This window comes from Sulfitobacter sp. JL08 (assembly GCF_003352045.1).
Lineage (GTDB): Bacteria > Pseudomonadota > Alphaproteobacteria > Rhodobacterales > Rhodobacteraceae > JL08.
Genome location: NZ_CP025815.1, coordinates 602955 through 620499, shown reverse-complemented (window position 1 = coordinate 620499; position 17545 = coordinate 602955). Strand labels below are relative to the sequence as shown.

17 protein-coding genes and 1 pseudogene are annotated in these 17545 nt (G+C 52.8%); 10 read left to right on the top strand and 8 right to left on the bottom strand.

Annotated features, from left to right (window positions below; all coding sequences use genetic code 11):
* The first annotated feature begins 197 nt into the window (after positions 1–197).
* The gene (locus tag C1J05_RS03220; RefSeq protein ID WP_114869008.1) at positions 198–827 is read left to right on the top strand and encodes an MSMEG_1061 family FMN-dependent PPOX-type flavoprotein; all 630 of its coding nucleotides are present in this window, start codon (positions 198–200) and stop codon (positions 825–827) included.
* A gap of 213 nt (positions 828–1040) precedes the next feature.
* Here the strand turns inward: C1J05_RS03220 and C1J05_RS03215 are convergent, their stop codons facing one another.
* Positions 1041–1874, bottom strand: coding sequence for an arylamine N-acetyltransferase family protein (locus C1J05_RS03215; protein ID WP_114869007.1), 834 nt, complete (start codon positions 1872–1874; stop codon positions 1041–1043).
* Positions 1875–2222: 348 nt separating this feature from the next.
* Here C1J05_RS03215 and C1J05_RS03210 point away from each other — a divergent pair, with 348 nt between their 5' ends.
* Positions 2223–2642: a VOC family protein gene (locus C1J05_RS03210; protein WP_205389045.1), complete on the top strand. Its 420-nt coding sequence runs from the start codon at positions 2223–2225 to the stop codon at positions 2640–2642.
* Between the two features lie 146 nt (positions 2643–2788).
* Here C1J05_RS03210 and C1J05_RS03205 read toward each other — a convergent pair whose 3' ends face one another.
* On the bottom strand, positions 2789–3013 hold the full coding sequence (locus tag C1J05_RS03205; RefSeq protein WP_114869006.1) for a hypothetical protein: 225 nt from the start codon (positions 3011–3013) through the stop codon (positions 2789–2791).
* 112 nt (positions 3014–3125) lie between these two features.
* On the opposite strand from C1J05_RS03205, the gene C1J05_RS03200 reads away from it, so the two are divergent.
* Entirely contained in the window at positions 3126–3989 is an 864-nt protein-coding gene (locus C1J05_RS03200) for a LysR substrate-binding domain-containing protein (RefSeq protein ID WP_205389043.1), read from the top strand.
* Between the two features lie 370 nt (positions 3990–4359).
* Here C1J05_RS03200 and C1J05_RS03195 read toward each other — a convergent pair whose 3' ends face one another.
* Positions 4360–5310: a homocysteine S-methyltransferase family protein gene (locus tag C1J05_RS03195; RefSeq protein WP_114869004.1), complete on the bottom strand. Its 951-nt coding sequence runs from the start codon at positions 5308–5310 to the stop codon at positions 4360–4362.
* 210 nt (positions 5311–5520) lie between these two features.
* Here C1J05_RS03195 and C1J05_RS03190 point away from each other — a divergent pair, with 210 nt between their 5' ends.
* From C1J05_RS03190 to C1J05_RS03180, 3 genes are all read left to right on the top strand, one after another.
* Positions 5521–6111: a 2-hydroxychromene-2-carboxylate isomerase gene (locus C1J05_RS03190; RefSeq protein WP_114869003.1), complete on the top strand. Its 591-nt coding sequence runs from the start codon at positions 5521–5523 to the stop codon at positions 6109–6111.
* A gap of 444 nt (positions 6112–6555) precedes the next feature.
* Positions 6556–7467, top strand: a complete 912-nt coding sequence (locus C1J05_RS03185) for a hypothetical protein (protein WP_162797899.1) — start codon at positions 6556–6558, stop codon at positions 7465–7467.
* Positions 7464–8228, top strand: coding sequence for a hypothetical protein (locus tag C1J05_RS03180; RefSeq protein WP_114869001.1), 765 nt, complete (start codon positions 7464–7466; stop codon positions 8226–8228). Before C1J05_RS03185 ends, C1J05_RS03180 begins: the two co-directional genes overlap by 4 nt.
* A gap of 255 nt (positions 8229–8483) precedes the next feature.
* Here C1J05_RS03180 and C1J05_RS03175 read toward each other — a convergent pair whose 3' ends face one another.
* Together C1J05_RS03175 and C1J05_RS03170 are read right to left on the bottom strand one after the other, a co-directional pair.
* Positions 8484–9326, bottom strand: a complete 843-nt coding sequence (locus tag C1J05_RS03175; RefSeq protein WP_114869000.1) for an SDR family NAD(P)-dependent oxidoreductase — start codon at positions 9324–9326, stop codon at positions 8484–8486.
* Between the two features lie 38 nt (positions 9327–9364).
* Positions 9365–10177: an SDR family oxidoreductase gene (locus C1J05_RS03170; RefSeq protein WP_114868999.1), complete on the bottom strand. Its 813-nt coding sequence runs from the start codon at positions 10175–10177 to the stop codon at positions 9365–9367.
* Positions 10178–10338: 161 nt separating this feature from the next.
* Here C1J05_RS03170 and C1J05_RS03165 point away from each other — a divergent pair, with 161 nt between their 5' ends.
* Positions 10339–11229 carry an AraC family transcriptional regulator gene (locus C1J05_RS03165; RefSeq protein WP_114868998.1) on the top strand — a complete coding sequence of 297 codons (891 nt, stop codon included), beginning with the start codon at positions 10339–10341 and terminating at the stop codon, positions 11227–11229.
* A 95-nt stretch (positions 11230–11324) separates the two neighbouring features.
* Here the strand turns inward: C1J05_RS03165 and C1J05_RS03160 are convergent, their stop codons facing one another.
* The 3 genes from C1J05_RS03160 to C1J05_RS03150 are packed head-to-tail and all read right to left on the bottom strand — an operon-like array spanning position 11325 to position 13601.
* Positions 11325–11909: a peptidyl-prolyl cis-trans isomerase gene (locus C1J05_RS03160; RefSeq protein ID WP_205389040.1), complete on the bottom strand. Its 585-nt coding sequence runs from the start codon at positions 11907–11909 to the stop codon at positions 11325–11327.
* 35 nt (positions 11910–11944) lie between these two features.
* A complete protein-coding gene (locus tag C1J05_RS03155) occupies positions 11945–12358 on the bottom strand; it encodes a hypothetical protein (RefSeq protein WP_162797897.1) in 414 nt (137 codons plus the stop codon).
* A 19-nt stretch (positions 12359–12377) separates the two neighbouring features.
* Entirely contained in the window at positions 12378–13601 is a 1224-nt protein-coding gene (locus C1J05_RS03150; RefSeq protein WP_162797896.1) for a carbohydrate porin, read from the bottom strand.
* Between the two features lie 140 nt (positions 13602–13741).
* Between C1J05_RS03150 and C1J05_RS03145 the strand changes: the two genes are divergently transcribed.
* The 3 genes and pseudogenes from C1J05_RS03145 to C1J05_RS03135 all read left to right on the top strand — a co-directional run bounded on the left by C1J05_RS03145 (position 13742) and on the right by C1J05_RS03135 (position 17430).
* Complete coding sequence (locus C1J05_RS03145) at positions 13742–15247, top strand: hypothetical protein (protein ID WP_114868994.1); 1506 nt, start codon at positions 13742–13744, stop codon at positions 15245–15247.
* A 192-nt stretch (positions 15248–15439) separates the two neighbouring features.
* Positions 15440–15579: pseudogene (locus C1J05_RS22210) on the top strand (IS3 family transposase); the annotation flags it as partial.
* A 96-nt stretch (positions 15580–15675) separates the two neighbouring features.
* Complete coding sequence (locus tag C1J05_RS03135) at positions 15676–17430, top strand: adenylate/guanylate cyclase domain-containing protein (protein ID WP_114868993.1); 1755 nt, start codon at positions 15676–15678, stop codon at positions 17428–17430.
* Positions 17431–17545: the final 115 nt, after the last annotated feature.

Sequence of the window (17545 nt, the reverse complement as noted above, 5' to 3'; positions counted from 1 at the left end):
CGGGTGTCTGCTGTGTCGCGTCAAGCCGCCGTTAGCGACTGGAAATTCGAAACTTTGGTTACGAATGTCCGCTTACCACAAGAGCGGACGCTACTAAAAAATATGCCTACTTCCGCTGTGCGGACAAAGTCGCCGTCTCTGTTGCCTGAAAATATCGCTCGGCTTAAGGTGAGATTTCTTAGATCGAGGGATGCGGCATGTTGCAGGTCGACGAAGAAATTAAAGACATTGAGAGACTCCGGGAACTGCTTCCTGAATACAAAGGTTCCAACACCGACCTGAAAGTCACAGACCGGATCAATGACGTTGCGAAGAGGTTTATCTCTTCCTCGCCTTTCGTTGTCGTCGCCACAAAGGCATTGAAGGGATTGGTTGATGTCTCACCAAAGGGCGATCCAGCGGGCTTTGTTGAGGTCTACGACGAGAAGACGCTGATCATCCCCGACAGATTAGGCAACCACCGCGTGGACGGATTTGTGAACCTGCTGACTGACCCAAATATAGGCCTGATTTTTGTCTTGCCCGGACATGGCGATACTCTTCGGGTCGCTGGAAAAGCCCGCATTGTAAAGGATCAAAAAATTAGCAAGCGCTTGGCTGTTAACGGCAAGGAACCACTGCTGGCATTGGTCATAGATGTGGGTGAGGTTTTCATGCATTGTTCGAAAGCTTTTATCCGCTCACGACTTTGGCATCCTGACCATTGGCCAGCACGAGGGACTGCACCTACACTCGCCGAATGGGTGATCGACACGGTTGATCGAGAGCAAGTGCTCAAGGAGGTTCAGGCCATCCACACTGACGACGAGGATAAACGTCTTTACTAACAAACGCAGCTGCCGCTTTGGGCTCGGAACGGACCTTCGCCGAATTTTGTTGAGCGTCTCCTGTCTCGTGTTTAGCCGTCGTTCGCGACTAGAAAATCGAAGTTTTGGTTGTGAATGATGGGTTTCAGCGGTACCGGACATTCGCTGCACGCCTGTCGAATGTCTCAGTTGCGGGCTTAGTTGCCGTTCACCATCGACTGTGGATGCCATGATCTAAAACCCATCGAATTTAATTTCCGTTATCTTTTTATCACCAAAGACAGCCTTGTGCCGTGCATCAATATCTGGCCATAGGCTCGCGATATCTTGGTCCCTAATTCCAAAAACATCGGCTAATATATTTTCGAATTCCGATTGAGAAACCAGAGATTTTTTCGTGCCACACTGGGTCTTGGTTCGCAATATGCGACCTGTCAGGCAAATGATTTGCTCTGGCTGCATGATTTGACACACAAGATTTTGAACGAAACCAGACTCCGGATCAGTCTGCAATTCGTGACATTGCTTAATCAGTTTATCGAAGTCAGGCTGGTTGGGGTCAAAGTCATAGTTGTCTGGAATCGCCCATGCATGATTGCGAAAACGCCAGTAACCATCAGGTAGTTTTTCAAGCGTAAACTCAAAGTGACCTTGCGTAAAAGTTCCTTCACGAAAGGGGATTGGCTCACGTGGTCCGTCCCCAAGCCCGAGGTCAACCAAATATGTTTCGTCCAGATCCACGAGAAGAATTGAATGGTTCCCCAGCATTTTGTCGCCATCTTCCGCTCTATGAATACCAGCGGCCACAGTTGAAACGTCAAAGCCTATTTCTCGTAGCGCCCACGAAAAAAGCAAGTGCAGTTCAAAGCACCAACCTCCGCGTTTTAGAGTTACGATCTTGTGGAATATTCTTTCCAAATCAAAGTCCAGAACCCGAGAAAGCTGAACATCTACGTTTTCATATGGCACAGACAATGCATGGCATCGATGCATCTCGGTCAAACAATCTATCGTGAGACTGGTATCCCCGGCAAAGCCTATACGGGCCAGGTAGTCAGCTAGTTTCATTGGAGCCTCGGGTGCTGCGCACTTATCTTTCTCAATTGGTTGACGCTAACCGAGTTATACCGTTGGCGTAATAGTTTTGTGCGAAAGTGCAACTCCGCCGATCTTGAATAGCGGGGCAGTCGGACGCCCAAGTGCTACTAGATCCGACCTTTTACAATGTTGACGCCCGATCGCCAAATATCTCAAATCACGGATGAGGGTGTGAGAAGAAATTTAAGCGCCGCTGTAACTTTGGGCTCGGAGCGGGCATCCGTTAGTTTCTACCCAATGACCGTTGCGCGGTCCGAGCAGCCTTTCGGATCAGCATATGGTATTGTCCACGTCGAAGATATTAGGGAGATCGATGCCATGACAGAACTGCTACTCCATCACATTTCGTATCCCGTGAGAGATGTTGAGGTGTCGGCCTCTTTCTACGAAGATCTTTTCAAACTGGAGCGCTTGCCTCGCCCGCCATTTCCGATACCAGGCGTGTGGTTGGGATGTGGCGATCGGCAAATCCATCTCGTGCTGAATGAAGCTGGAACTTATCGAAGCGCCCCGTCTCCCAACATCGCCGACGTGCACTTCGCATTCTGCACCGACGACTTCGAGGGAATGGTCGAACACTTGGAGGCGGCTGGTTTTCGAGAAGATCTGCCCGAAGGTGACAGAAAAAGAGTTCTCATGATTCGTGAAGGCCTCGCCGGCTTCCCGCAACTCTATCTGTTAGACCCCGATCTCAACACGATCGAAGTGAACGCAGCCCAAATGCCGGGAGAAACGTGAGATTACAGTTCTATCGCTACCGCTATGGGCTCGATGCGGTCATTCGACTGTTTTTCTCTGATGACCGGTCGCCGCACTGTGCACGAACTGGTAAGACGCGGACGAAGTCGACATTCCCGATATCATTCATACCGCACCTTTTTGCCTCATCGGATCAAGGGTGCATTGGTCAACCGGCGCCGTTCAATTTCCAGATCGTCAATTCCAGCGTCTCGGAGAAGTCGAGCGGGCAATCGGTCTACCTGATAGCTCTTACGGAATAGGCCACTCAATTTCGCAATACCCGCCTTCGCAAACGCAACAACGCCAGCGCGTGCTCTCAAAATAGGTGCTTCGCCGACTTCAAACTCTGTGTGATTGATAACTTTCATAATCGCCTCCTTGGTTCGACTTGCGCCAAATTTACCGCACCGCACTCAACAGGTTCAAACGCCGTTCCTTGACATCCATTGTTCCAAAAAGTCACAAAGCAGGATGCGACTCTTGCCCCCACTGAACGCGTTACGTGCCTTCGAGGCAGCGGGAAGGTTGGGCAGTTTTACGAAGGCCGCCGAAGAGTTGAACGTGTCTCATTCCGCAATCTCTCGGCACGTGCGCGGTTTGGAGGGGCGTCTGGATGTCCACCTCTTTCGCACGCACAACACAGGTGTTGTCCTCACCGATCAAGGGCGCGCGTACCTGTCAGAGATCACGCCCGCACTCGATCGCATTGCACATGCAACCGAGGCGCTTTCGGTTCCACCCAAAGGCATTGTCACCCTGACGACAGAAAACACAGTTGCCCAAAAGTGGCTGATCCCGCGATTGGCCAGCCTCAAAGCGCGCCACCCCGATGTTGACCTAAAGCTGTCTGTCTCGACCCAGTTGATGGATATCGAGGCGCACGACTTTGACATGGGCCTGCGGTACTTACGCACTAAGGCAGATGACGACGACCATCTTCTGTTTCAATGCGGTGTCAGGGCGTACGCGGCACCCGGCTTTGCGCCGTTGTCGAATGGAGCTCTGGATCTTTCGGCGCTGGCCAAAGGCCCCCTGCTTGTTGATGCGACATTCGGCCTTTGGCCCGAATGGTTTGAAAAAGCGGGCCTTACCAATATCCCGAACCTGAACCTGCTCCACCCCCTTGGCGCCATACTCTCAATACAGTCCGCGGTGGCAGGATTGGGTGCGGTACTCATGGACAAGAACCTTTGCGAGCCAGAGCTACAGTCCGGCGCGCTTGTCGAATTGAGCCCAGTCGAGATCGAGTTTGGGGGATACTATCTTGTCGTCAACAAGCGCGCCAAGCGCCGAAAGGCCGTGCGCGCTATCTGCCAATGGCTGCTTGAAGGACCGTCAAAGTGATCTGAGAAAAAGCTAAGCTCAACGCCCTAAAGGTTCAAAGAGGTCATGTCGGAACATCCAACCCTGCCATGGTTAGACTTTCCATGAGCTTGTTCACGAGAACTTTTTCCATACCACGTGCCCGGAATGGCTGTCTCGGATCTTCCGCATAGTCGGGTTTCAATTCAAGAACTTTTTCCAATGTCCTTTCGGCCATCTCTTGGTCCCCGTTCATGGCGCCGTGCAATGTCCACGACTAACCAAAACTTCGAATTTCCGGTTGTGAACGGCTGCTTAACGCGACGAACCGGTCATCAGAGAAAAACAGTCGAATGACTGCATCGAACCCGAAGTTGCCATTTTCGTCGTCAGAACATGCAAGAGCTGAACCCTAGCCTGAGACTTCCCGCCTCGAAACGCACTGAGCGGCGAGCGCGGCGATGTGTTCGGTCGAGGAACCACAGCAACCGCCAAGATAGGCAATTCCGAAATTCTCGTGCAGGGCCGAGACGTTCCTACCAAAATCATCAGGTGCTTCGGTATCAATCTCTGATAGCCCGTCGAGTTCTTCAGGGGTCTTCGCCGAAGTGTTGGCGTCTATGCCAAGTACACGCTCGGCAGCGGTCGCATTGCGATCATGGATCATCTCATAAGCTGAGGAGAAAACCGATGTGTGCACGCAATTAACGGCGTAGCTTGCCGGCGGGATTTGTGTTTCGTCGTCTATTGCATTGATGGCTAGATCGAGTGGCGTGCCGTCGAGGACGCAACCGTCTCGGCAAACTACGAAGCTCAGAACATAAGGTAGGCCAGTTGAAGCGAGCACTTTGGCAATGCCGCGTGCTTCAGCGACACTCGGTAGCGTCTGTACCCGGAAAAAATCGATGCCCGCCTCGGCGAGTTCGGCAATTTGTGGACTATGAAGATCGATGGCCGCTGCAGTGCCTGGAGCCTCTTCCGGCTTATACCCATCCCCGAAGGGACCGGTTACGCCCGCAATCAATATGGGCGCGGCTTTAGGTCCATAGCTTTCACGGAGTGCCTTCATGAAATCGCAGGCATCGGCGTTTATTGTTTTGCCGACGTGGGCTGACTTCGCGACACGAGCAGCATTTGAGTGCCAAGTTGGCGTGCCCGCAACCATAGGCAGCCCATATCGCTGACCAATATCAAGATACTCGCGATGCGTAGCTGCCAGCATGTCCCTACCGATATCATCGTACAGCATACCAGCATAGGCGATATCGGGGTCAAACGCCTCGCTTCCGCCACGCCGAAGGCGCTCGTACATGGACCCTTCACCTAAGATAATCGGAAAACTGTCAAGGAAAGCTCGGCTCATGATTGGCCCCAACGCGCGATATCGCAGGTATATACATTAACCGCGAACGGGAGAATTACCAAGTTCGGGATTGTCCGGCACAGCAGTCATCGGCGCAAGTCGCAGCGACCCGTTGAAACCACAGCCCAAAGCGGGCCTTTTGGGGGCGGATAGCCCGACGATTGTCTTTAATGTAAACAGGAATAGAAAATACCGGATTAGGGGTGCGACATGGTGAAAATTGAGTTTTGGTATTCGATCGGAAGCACCTACAGCTACCTGACGGTAATGCGGCTTCCCGAAGTTGAAAGAGCACTCGGTGTTGAAATTCGGTGGCGCCCGTTCAACGTCCGGCGCGTTATGATCGAGCAGAACAATATCCCGTTCAAGGACAAACCTGTGAAGACGGCCTACATGTGGCGCGATATTGAGCGTCGCGCTGGTCGATATGGTCTTTCCCCGCAAATACCGGCACCCTATCCGATACCCGGCCTTGTGCTTGCCAACCAGATCGCAGCGCTTGGGGTCGAGGAAGGTTGGGTGTCAGACTACACCCGCGCCACTTATCGGCGCTGGTTCGAACGTGGCGAACCGGCTGGCGAGGAACCAAACCTCACTGGAAGCTTGGAAGAAATCGGTTGCGATCCAAATCGTGTTTTGGCGGCGGCTCAGTCTGAACGGATTATTGATGCCCTTGCACAAGCCACCGATGAAGCGATGGAGATTGGCGTATTCGGCTCACCCACATTTGTAGTCGATGGCGAGGTGTTCTGGGGTGACGACCGACTTGAGGACGCGTTGCTTTGGGCCAATCGAAACTAACCTAGATAATCCGAAAAGTCCGCAAGGCGGTCATTATTGCAGAGTGCAGCGAACATCTGGTGCCGGTGAAAGCAGTCGTTTAGAACCAAAACTTCGAATTTCCGGTTGTGAACGGCTGCTTAACGCGACGAACCGGTCATCAGAGAAGAACAGTCGAATGACTGCATCGAGCGGCGGTCATTCGCCGCAATTTGCACCAATGTCTGCTCCCCCGGGATCGAATAACGTGATTGCAATACCAAACGCCTGCTGAGAAGTTTGACGCATGTGTTGCGGCGACCAGTTGAAACCACACCGCAAAGCAGTCGTTCACGTCGGCTCCAGCGAACGGCGAACTCCAAACAGGCGCTCTGGCAATTCCAGCATGGCCACAGAATAACTGGATTTTGAAGTTGGTCCGCTTGAGGCGAGCCGCTAATGTGCAGGGGAGGCCAAGTCTCAACTTTGGTAGAAGACCTGCATTTTGGCATTGAACTTGCGGGCAATGGGGGAGTTTGGATGGTATCGTGTCGCAAGTTCTTAGCGATCGTATTTGGCGCTGTGTTTGCGGTTTTGCCTGGGTGCGGTGGCAACGCTCAGGATCAGGGAAACGAAGGTGGAGCACTTGGACAAAGCGAAGCGGTAAATGTTTCGGCCATTCAAACGGCTGTTGTTGATCCGAAAACGTATGCCGGGCGCATACAAGTGAAAGTGGATTCTGCCATCCCCCTTCGCGACACTTCTGTTCCCATCTCAGTTTATGCCGGACTGGAAGAAGCCGGTCCGACGCGGCTCCGTCTTCGGGCACTTGTTGATCTTCGCGATCTACAATTGCAGGCGCCGGAGATCCTGACCGGGCCACTGGAAGAAAGTTGCAACCGTCAAATATATCTGGAGATCAAAAAAATCTCTGCCGAAGGTGATACGGTGCGGGTCGAAGGAACCACACGCGCTCAGTTTTCGAGATGTAATCGCAATCAAGAACCCGGGCTAAGATATTTTGGGGCAACGGTAGATGCGGTGGCGGTCGGCAAGGCGGAAGTAAAGGACCAATGCCTTTTCTTCAGCCTCCAAGAAGTCGAGCTTGACCCTCACGGTATCGTTGGTGGCACTGCCAATCTCTTCGGCATTACAAACCGCATCAGGACAGCCATTCTGGAAAAAGCTGGGGAGTTCCTGACCGCCAACCCGGTATGCCCGCCTTTGCCCGAAAGCTTTTCTGTACTGAACCCCAATTATGAATCTGGTGGAACGCGCGAGATCGTGCCTGGTGCCATGGGAGGCGTCATTGTTGGCTCAGTTGATGTGAGTGCCGAAACTTTGGTAACGCTCCTTGCCGGCCTGCAGGAACGTGGTGCGCTGGAGTTTGCGGAATGAAAAACTGGATTGTCGCCTTAGGTCTTTTGATGTGTTGTCTTGGCGTCCGTCCGTCTGGTGCCCAGCAGGTCAATTTCGTGGTCGAGAACTTTCTCAAGGCAGGTGATTTAGAACTGCCCTACACACTCAACTTGGATCTGAGCGCTGCAGCACCCACCCGCGTTGGGGTGAAGGCGTTACTAGATCTGCGTGAAATACAAAAATTCGTACCCCAGCGATTGGCTGATAACGCACTTGTCGACACCTGCGGTCTGCAAGTGAAGCTTGATGACCTCTCCATCTTGGCGGAAGATGACGCAATCGCGCTAGACAGTTTATTGGGGATTACGCGTTTTGACTGCGTTCGCACAAGCAACAGGGACTTCCGTCGCGGCGATCAAATAGGATCATTCACGGCAAAACTTTCCACCCGTGTTTCTGTCGAATTGCGGGACAACTGTGCCTATCTGAAAGTGCCCGATCTCACCTTGAGCGCTCCGGAAACAACGAGGGAGAAGTTGCTAAAAGAAAACACTTTAGCTGAGGTGAAGAGCTTTCTGCTTGCCGCAATAGATCTTGTCTTAAGTGAAACGCCCCTTTGTCCCAAATTGCCGGACGAACTCGCCTCTCTTGATCCAAACTATGAAAAGGGTGGGCCGCGAGAAATCGGCGAAGGTGGCCTTGGTGTGTTGTTGAACGGTTCACTTGATGTAAGTCCATCAACGATAATCGATGTTTTACTGGTGCTGCAGCGAGAAGATGTCATACCTGCTCCACCTTAGCACCTTTGCCAAACCGAACTGACTGCCTTGCACCTATCTCACTCGGCACCCCATTTCAGTCGATTTGTGCCATTTGTACTTGATTACTTTGGCTCGTCGCCGCGAAAGCATTCCCTACGCACTCAATAGAAAAACGCGCGATCTTATTCACCGGGTTTCAAAATGAAGTGTAAGCTTTTTAAATAGGCAACAGCCTTACCCGCTCCATCCAACGGCACTTTCGGTGTATTTTTCACGAACTCACTTTTGGTGCGGCTATTCCGAGGCCTCGTGTGCTGCAAAGGCATCAGCATAATCGGGATGCCAGCGTGAAAGAGCCGGGCGATTGTTGATAATGTCCCCCACGGCCCATTCAGCGCGCTTGACGTCACGCGCTTCGGACACATCGTTGTCCGGGCAGAGAATATAGAAATCTCCGGCCGACATACGTTTCAGCAGGTAGTCAATTGTTTCTTCGCTCGTCCAGGCGGCGGCAGGTTTTTCGGGCATGAATTTCTGAATCATACCGGTATAGGTGAAGCCCGGCACGAACAGATGGGCGGTAACTTCCGCCTTGGCCTGTCGCAAGTCGTGAGCCAGCATTTCCGTCATGACCTTCACGGCGGCTTTACTGGTATTGTAAGCAGGATTTCCGGGTGGTGTGGTGATCCCCTGTTTTGACCCCGTGTTGATCACCACGGCCGGGCGCGCAGCTTTGATCATGCGCGGGAGGAAAGCATGCACACCGTTCATGACGCCAAAGAGATTGACGTCTAAAAGTTTGCGCCAGTTTTCCACGTTTTCCCAACTGCTGGTCGGTAACGCGATACCGGCATTGTTCATCAGGACTGCAACTTCGCCGAGCGCAAAGGCCTGATCCGCCAAGGCATTCACGGCAGTGTAGCCGGTGACATCGGTCGGAACGGCCTGAACGGTTGCGGACGCACCTGCCTGATCGCGCAATTCCGCCTCGGTTCTATCCAGGGCCTCACCCGCCAGATCGACCAGCACAACTCCTAAACCATCTTGTATAAATCGTTGCGCTGCGGCTTTGCCGACACCGCTTGCCGCCCCGGTTACAACGGCCAGACCACCTTTTTCGATTGCTTTGCGGTACATGGATCATCACCTATTTCTATGAATGACTGGGCGGCCCCTCAGAGAGCCATCTTGTGCTTGATGCCACCGATGAACGTCTCGTCATCCTGTTGCTTGCGGGCATCAAGCAGGTTTTCGGCATCAGGTCCGGCGCGAAAGCGCAGGCGACTTCCTTTCTCGTTGGCAGCATCCCAAATAACCTGCGCGACGGTTTCGGGCGCAGAAGGGTTTGTGGACAGCTTGCCAAACAGGCGCCCCATGGCTTCGGCCATTGGTGCGTAGTCTGGCAGATTCTCATCCATCGCGAAATCGAAAGAACTGCCACCAAAGTTCGTCCTTATCATGCCAGGTTGGACGATACGGACGCGAATGCCGAGAGGCTCCAACTCGTAATGCAGTGCCTCTGAAAGCCCCTCTACTGCGAACTTGGTGCCGTGATAGAGCGCGCCGAGCGGAAATGTGATCTGTCCACCGATGGACGAGATATTGATCACCGTGCCAGACCGGTTCTGACGGAAATGAGGCAGAACCGCCTTGGTCACTTCCATCAACCCGATCACGTTGGTGTCGAACTGACGCCGGATGCGATCCATCGTGAACGCCTCCAACGCGCCATAGGCGCCGTAGCCTGCATTGTTCAGCAGAACATCAATATGCCCAAATCGCTCGATGCCTTCGCTCACGGCTGTTGTAATTGAGTCTGCATCAGTCACATCCAGCCGGGCCGTATGGACGTTCTCCAAAGCCGCGAGACCCGTGTCGCCCGCGGGCTTGCGCATCGTGGCAATGACATTCCAACCGTTCGTTTGAAAATGACGTGCGGTTGCCGCGCCGATACCGGACGAGGCCCCGGTGATAAGAATGGTATTCATATCTTTGTTCCTCAGGTTAATTTACACACGATAATCATCCAATGCGGATATATCTTTCAATTTTCTCCGTTTTTATTGTATATTCCTCTAGATATAGCATCTTTTGGTAAGAGCATTTATTGATTCAATGCTAACGATGGGGCGAACCACAGGAGGCTTTCATGGGCCCTCAACCATTATTGGACTACGTTCGGACGCTGCTTCACAATGCGGGGATTGCGCAGGGTGTGCTGACGCATAAGGAGAGCGGGACGGTTTTTCTCACCCACCCGGCGACCACTCAACACGACGCAAATGTTTACCGCCCGCTGTTGTGCTCTGTCTTGCAGGGCGCAAAAGAGGTTGGGACCAGCACCAGAACGCTCTCCGTGCAGGCCGGGCAGTCGCTTATCGTCAGCAACGCGTTGCCCGTTGTCTCAAGGATCACCGATGCCACTCCCGAATATCCCTACGTTGCTCTCGTGTTCCCACTTGATCTGGATCTTCTACGCGCCCTGGCCCCGTCCCTGCCGCAGTCATCCGCCCACCGAGTGTCGGATCCTTTTTCAATTTGTCTCGCAGACTCCGATGACGAGATGGAAGGCGCCCTGTTGCGATATTTTCTGCAGAGCGAAACCGAAGAGACGCGACACGTGCTGGCACCGATCACGGCGCGGGAAATCCATGCCCGCCTGCTGATAGGACAGCATGGCGGCACGCTTCAGAAACTGGTGTGGCACGAGAACACAGCCAGCCGGATTTTCGCAGCGACGCACGAAATCCGGTCAGATCTGAGCAAAACCCTCGTTGTCGGAGAGCTTGCCGGAAGAGTAGGTATGAGCAGTTCGGCCTTCTTCGAACAATTCAAGGCCGTCACGGGAACCTCGCCGCTGCAATACCAGAAAGACCTGCGTTTGCTACATGCCCGCAACAAGCTTCAAACCACCGGCTCAAAAGTGTCGGAGATTGCCTACGGGGTGGGATACGAAAGCTCGGCTCAGTTCTCGAGAGAATATGCCCGCAAATTCGGACGCGCCCCCAGACAGGATCGAGTTCATAAAACTGTCCGATAAGGCCGCAAAGAACTAAATTCAACCGCGGCAACCCAGCCACGAACAAAGGCTTTCGGCCCGACCAGTTTCCGAAAGCAGCCCCTAAACGGGCCATCTCAATCCAAGCTGACCGCTGCCTTGGCCTTCCAAACCTTGCCTGCCTGTGTCGCATGGCGCGAGGCCACCGTGTGCGCCGCCGTTTCATCCGGCAAAATGATGTCATAGCCTTGGGCAAACTCGGAGATTTGATCTTTGAAAACAGCGAATTCCTTGTTCTTTTTCCAATCTTCCCGCAATCGAGACTGCATCTCTTTAGCGGGCAGTGCCTCGGGTTCATGAACTTCTTCGACACGGACGAGATGGACACCTCTTGCTGATTGAATGGGCTTTGACCACTCGTTCAAGGGCAAGTCCATCAACTGTTTCACGAACTTGTTCCCCAGAACCGTCAGCGACTGGCTTGCAGAATACTTTTCCATCCGACGGCCCAGCCAGAAAATATCACCCACATCAGTCGGGATTTCACCGTGCGAGAGAGTGGTTTGATACCATGCATCGGCTTCGGACACATCGCCTTCAAAAAACACGTGCTCGAACGTAATTCTTCTTGGCGTCATGTATCTTTCGCGGTTTTCTTTCAGGTGTTCTGTCAGTTCTGCGTCGGTGGGTTCCCGCACGCTGGTGGACATGACGTGCTGCATCAATGCCACCATGTGTTTGCGTATGTCCGCATCTTTCAGATGAATATCCAGACGTGCATCGGAGCGCGCATTTCCATGGGGCCATAGGACTGCACGCGCATTCCGTTATACATTTCGGCGCCAAAGATCGCGACTTCGACTTGTCCCGCCTGAAGGTCTTCGGGTGTCAGCGCAACGGGCAAATGGAAGAACGTCAGCATGCCCTGCCACGGAAACCCTCCTGTGAACCGCTGAATGTTGATGGGTCCGGGTTCGCGTCCTTCCGAGATGTCTTCACGGATCTTTTTCCAGATATCATAGCTGGGGTCATCCGCATTCAATCGAATAAGCGGCTCAACCCCCTGATCTATCGGGTCTTGTTCGTTGGGCTCGTCCAAACTCACGACTTGCGCCATTGCGATCGTCGGAAGTATCGCAGCGAGTGCGCAGCTTAATAGCAGTCTTTTCATGATGAATCCTCATTCTGTGTCATAGGTTAAGTCGCAATCGCAGACCAAAGATGACTTCGCTGCTTTCATTGCTAAGCGCTGGGTCGTCCACAAACTGCACATTTGGAGTGATCTGGAGATACGGGCTGACCTGAGCTCTGTAGAAGACCTCAAACCCTCTCTCGTCATTCAGGCTGTTGTCGGTCGGATCGCCCCACCATGCTCCAACACCGATCCTGTCATGTTCAAAACCGAAAGGTTTCTTCACTTGAAAACCGACAGCAACCCGGCGTTCGAAATCTCGAATGGTGTTGTCCGCTTCGGCATAGCGGAAAAATCCACCAAATCTTTCGCCAAAGTCTTGATCCAGACTCAATGACCAGGTTTCCATGCGCGGCAAACTGGCATTCGCCTCGTCAAGAGACCAGGTCAGCCGATACACGCCCGCACCAACGCCTTTGATTTCCGGAGTTAGGGCATATTCGATTATGTAGCCCCGATCACCGTCACGCCAAGCATCGGTCGAAAGCCCAAGGTCGGTATCCGGTGCACGTACAAGCCCCGACAAAGACCAGTTATCCGTTTGGTATTGGCCGTATACCCCAATGCCCAACAACGCTGTGTAAGGCACAACCCGGTTATTGCCGAGCATGGGCGAGAAAAACGTTTCGCTGTCGCCATGTGCATATCGGTTCAGGTTCAATAGTGTACGCAGCGCCAGTTTGCCGGCCTGAACCCGCCATCTTTCGTCCGGACTAACATATTCCACAGCAAACATCTGAAGAATTTGGTTCGAGGTGTCAGGACCAGAATTTCCCCCGTTCAACGGCGACAGAACACCTAAGTCGCTTTGAAACTCTGCCCCCGTATTTCTGCCCAAGGTGTTGGCAAACTGCCCCCAGATGTTGAAGGAAAATTCTCCAGGTACACTTCCAAGAAAATCCTGTCGCGCGATGAGGTTAAGCTCGTTGTCGTATATGTCAGTACCGTCACCCCATTGCATGATCAGCCGGTTTTCAATGAGGTAGGACAGACCGTATTTCTTGGAAAAGTTCTGCTTCCAATCACTGTAGGAACCAAAAGCAACATCAATCAAACCAAATGAAAGATATCCGTCTCGTACACCTGCCGGTTCGAACAATCCTTCAATCTCACCGTAGTCAAAGGCGGTTTCTTCGGATCTGGCGGACAAGGGAAAACAAACGGAAACTGATGCAACCAACAGCATAACGCGTTCAGACAATGTATCAGTTTTGAAACGCAATATCTGCGGCTCCCCAGATTTTTCCTTGAGACAGGAAAAACCTAGGAAGAACGCGGTTCGCTTATTAGTTACATAACGTTACAAACGTGCTATTCTGAAGCTGGCATCAGATATGGAATTTTGACTTCAAGGCGATCTAGATGGTTCAATCTGTACTAACGTCCGACTCTGAAACGGATCGGGTGTTTGAAGCCGAGGTTGATTTCATTCTGGGGCATCCCTCTCAGATGTTCAGCGCCCAAAACTGCCGCATTCTCAGGTTTCTCACCAAAACGGAGTTTGAGGTTGGCGTCAGTCAATACGATATTGCGTTTGAATGCCTGGAGCTTGATCAGGCGCTCCAGCCAGATATCGACGCACATGTGCGCGTCGCGGTATCCCGCCTCCGAAAGGCCTTGGCGCAATTTTATGAGGGTCCAGGCCTACTGCGCCCACGCGTTCTGTTTATTCCGCGTGGCAGCTACTGTCTGAAACTAAGGACGAATTTTGCCGAACATGGAACGATCGCCCACCACGAGGCTGAAACCCCGAGTTTTGCATGGACCGTAACCTCCGAGACATCTCTCGAAAGCCGGAAAACCGGCTTTCAAATCGAAAAAGGCTTTGCGTCATTATTGACGCAAGCACCCTTGCTTCACGATGGGGCAATCAGAAGCGTTTGGTTGGCATCACAATCGACCGAAGACGCACTGGAAAATGCCCAAAGGGGGGCGTTAGGGTTTCTGGCCGAATTGATCGTGGGCAAGCCGCACGATCCGCTTGTCATTAAAGTCTGGAATACACGGCAAAGGACACCAATCTGCAAAACGCAATTGTCCGCGTGTATGGCCAGGACAGGCATCGCGCGACAGTTACAAGATGCGATTGTGTATCTGACCGACCCGTTGACAGGCGTACTGCCCACTGTTCTTGCCGACATTGCGCCCAAAAGCCGTCTGGCAGTTGCGAAAAGCTTCTTTCGTTTCATCGCGACACAAGACAGAACCTTGCTGGCTTCGGCACATCAAAACCTGCTTGATGTCAAAGGATCGGCTTTGGACTCTCCGTTGCTGACTGCGCTGCGGGTCGATTCCCTTCGGGCAAATTATTGCTTTGCGACGGGCGCGGTCGACACCATTTGCAAAAAGCATCTTGATGAAGCGGAACGCGCCGTTGAAATGGACCCTTTTCAACCCTATGCGCGCCTTGCGCTCTCCTACTATCAACTGGTGGTGAATGGCGCATCTGCCCTGGATCCGGCCGGCGACGAAGGAGAGCAGATAAATTGGGTCGGCTCCGCGCAGGCAGATCTCTGTTTGCACCGCGCACTGGTTGGTCGACAGGACCCATCATCGACAGCGACGAAAGGCATGAATTCATTCTTTTCATCTGCATCGGCTTTTTTGACGAGCTTTGGTAAGGAAGATTTTCACACCGCCGATGCTTATGCTTTCAGTGATCACGTTGAGCAGAATTTCTGGACGCGTGCCTTTCAATGCGCTGTCGCCGTTCAGCTTGGTCACAAAAAGCGCGCCGCTTGCTCGTACTCCTCCCTGCAATCCGAGGTGCCCGGTTTCGAAGACTTTGCCGATCGTGCGCTGTTGAGCATGTTGCCGGACAAAGCCGTAAGCGAAAGAATTAGCTTCAACCTTGCTTCGTTAACATGAGTACAAGGCCTGTTCGTTTGCTTGGGCAAGCGGCGCGCTTTCTCAGCTCAACAGCCATTGGCGCAAGCCGCAGCGAATAATAGCTGCGCTTTGCCGGATGAACTGGAGGGATTGCGCGGGACGCACATCGCCAACACAAACAAATGCATGAAGATGCAGACAGGACATCCATTGAGAATTTCGGTGAGCACAGGAATGCCGCGCATTGATGCGATCAGGCGGGCGCAGATGCCGGGCGAATAAATTATCGATGGCGTAAGCCGTATGGTGGCATGGGAACCGACCGACTGAAGGAACTAAGGCGCCTTCAAAAGGAGATTGACCGATTACGCTGAGCGGTGTCGGATTTGACTCTGAGCAAGCTCATCCTGTCGAGCGCGCGTTAACGAAACGTAGAGAAGTTCTCAAATTTTCTGTATGATTGAAGAATGGAAAGACGTCTTTCAGCACTCTTGGTGGCGGATATCGTCGGATCAACGCCAGCTATGGAAGCTAACGAAGAGCAGGCGTTGGTTAGCAATAATGCCTGCCTTGATGAGATAAGACAGGCAGCTGAAGCGAAGTCTGGCAGGGTATTTGGCACAGCCGGAGATTCGATATTGGCTGAATTTTCTAGTCCTGTGAACGCATTGCAGGCGGCCATTGAAGCACGTGCTGCGATAGCTCGGAACAAACGATGCTCGCAATCTGTTATCAGGATTGGATTACATCTTGCCGACGTCGTGGTTCAGGGTACAGATCTTCGTGGCGACGGGGTGAATGTTGCTGCGCGGATCCAGACCAATGCAGCGCCCGGCGCGATAGATGTATCGCCCCCCTTTTTCGACCAGGTCAAAAGAGTTTCTCCGTGTGTTTTTGACGATCTGGGTGCACAGCACTTCAAGGGTGTTTCAAGCCCGATGCAGATCTTTCGCGTTAAAACAGCGGCTGACAGGGCCAGATACGGCATCGTGCCAACAGCATCACCTCAGATCGCTACGAAGCGGCCCAATTCTGTGCTGGTGATGCCGTTTTCGACAGCGTCTTCCGCAAATGAAGATCAGGAATTTCTCGCCGAAGGGCTGACAGATGATCTGACACTGGAACTGAGCAGAATTCACGGGCTTTTCGTGCTTTCACGGTCGGCCGCGGATGCAAATACGAAAACCAATGTGGTTGAGATTGGTGACTCGCTGGGCGTTGAGTACGTTCTTTCCGGCTCGATCCGAAAAATGGGACCACAAGTTCGGTTCAACACATCTCTTGCCGAGACGACACACGGGCAAATCATCTGGTCGGACCGGATGCAGGGCAATTTTGAAAGTGTCTTTGACATGCTTGACGAAATTACTGGGCGAGTAACCGCCACGGTTGCGGGCAGAATTGAACACACGGCCATGCGTGCGGCGCAGCTAAAGCGACCCGAGAACATGTCGGCGTATGAATGCTACCTGCGCGCAATAGATCTGCACCGCTTAGCTGGAGTCACGAATAAACATGTTTTTGAGGCCCTGGAATGGTTTGACAAGGCAATCAAGCTGGATCCGAATTTCGGGCGCATTTATGCGATGCGGGTTTGTACCGCGTCGTATCTCGCAGATTTCGATATTCTGAAGGCTGAACGCGACACAACGAAGGCGCTTGAACTGGACCCGACAGACCCCGAAGCGCATCGTATCATGGGTATAATCAAACTGAAAAACCACGGCGATTTCGAAGCCAGCCGATATTATCATGAGAAAGCTGTGCAGTTGGCCCCTAATGATGCCTATATTCTGGGTCGATGTGCTGCGTTTCATACTTTTGCCGGAGCGCCTGAAAAAGCCATGGAGCTATTGGACAAGGCTAGTGTGCTCGACCCTTTCTTGCCAGTTTGGGTGACAGAGGAACGCTGTGCGGCGCATTATGCTTTGGGTCAGTATGAGGAAGTTTTGACCGCGGGGCGCACATTGGCGCATCAGACCCGGCGCAGTCGCATTTATCAGGCAGCGGCACTGGTTGCCTTGGATCGGATACTGGACGCGCGGGACCAGATCAGCGCTTCGATGCTGGAAGATCAGAGTCTGAGCGGCGACTACATCATATCGCAGGAACTGTTTCAGGATAAGTCGTTGTTGGCACAACTCGTGGCGCGTGCGCATCAGGCCGGCTTACCGTTGGGATCAGCGAAAGCTCTCGAACCATTGGCCGTTGCGAAAGGCTGAGTACAGTTCAAACCTGAGACGCGGTTGATCAACAGCCATCACAACACTCCAGCCCGTCAGCTGAAGTTCTCGCCACGAGGCATTTTGGTTCAACCAGACTGGGATGGAAAGCTTT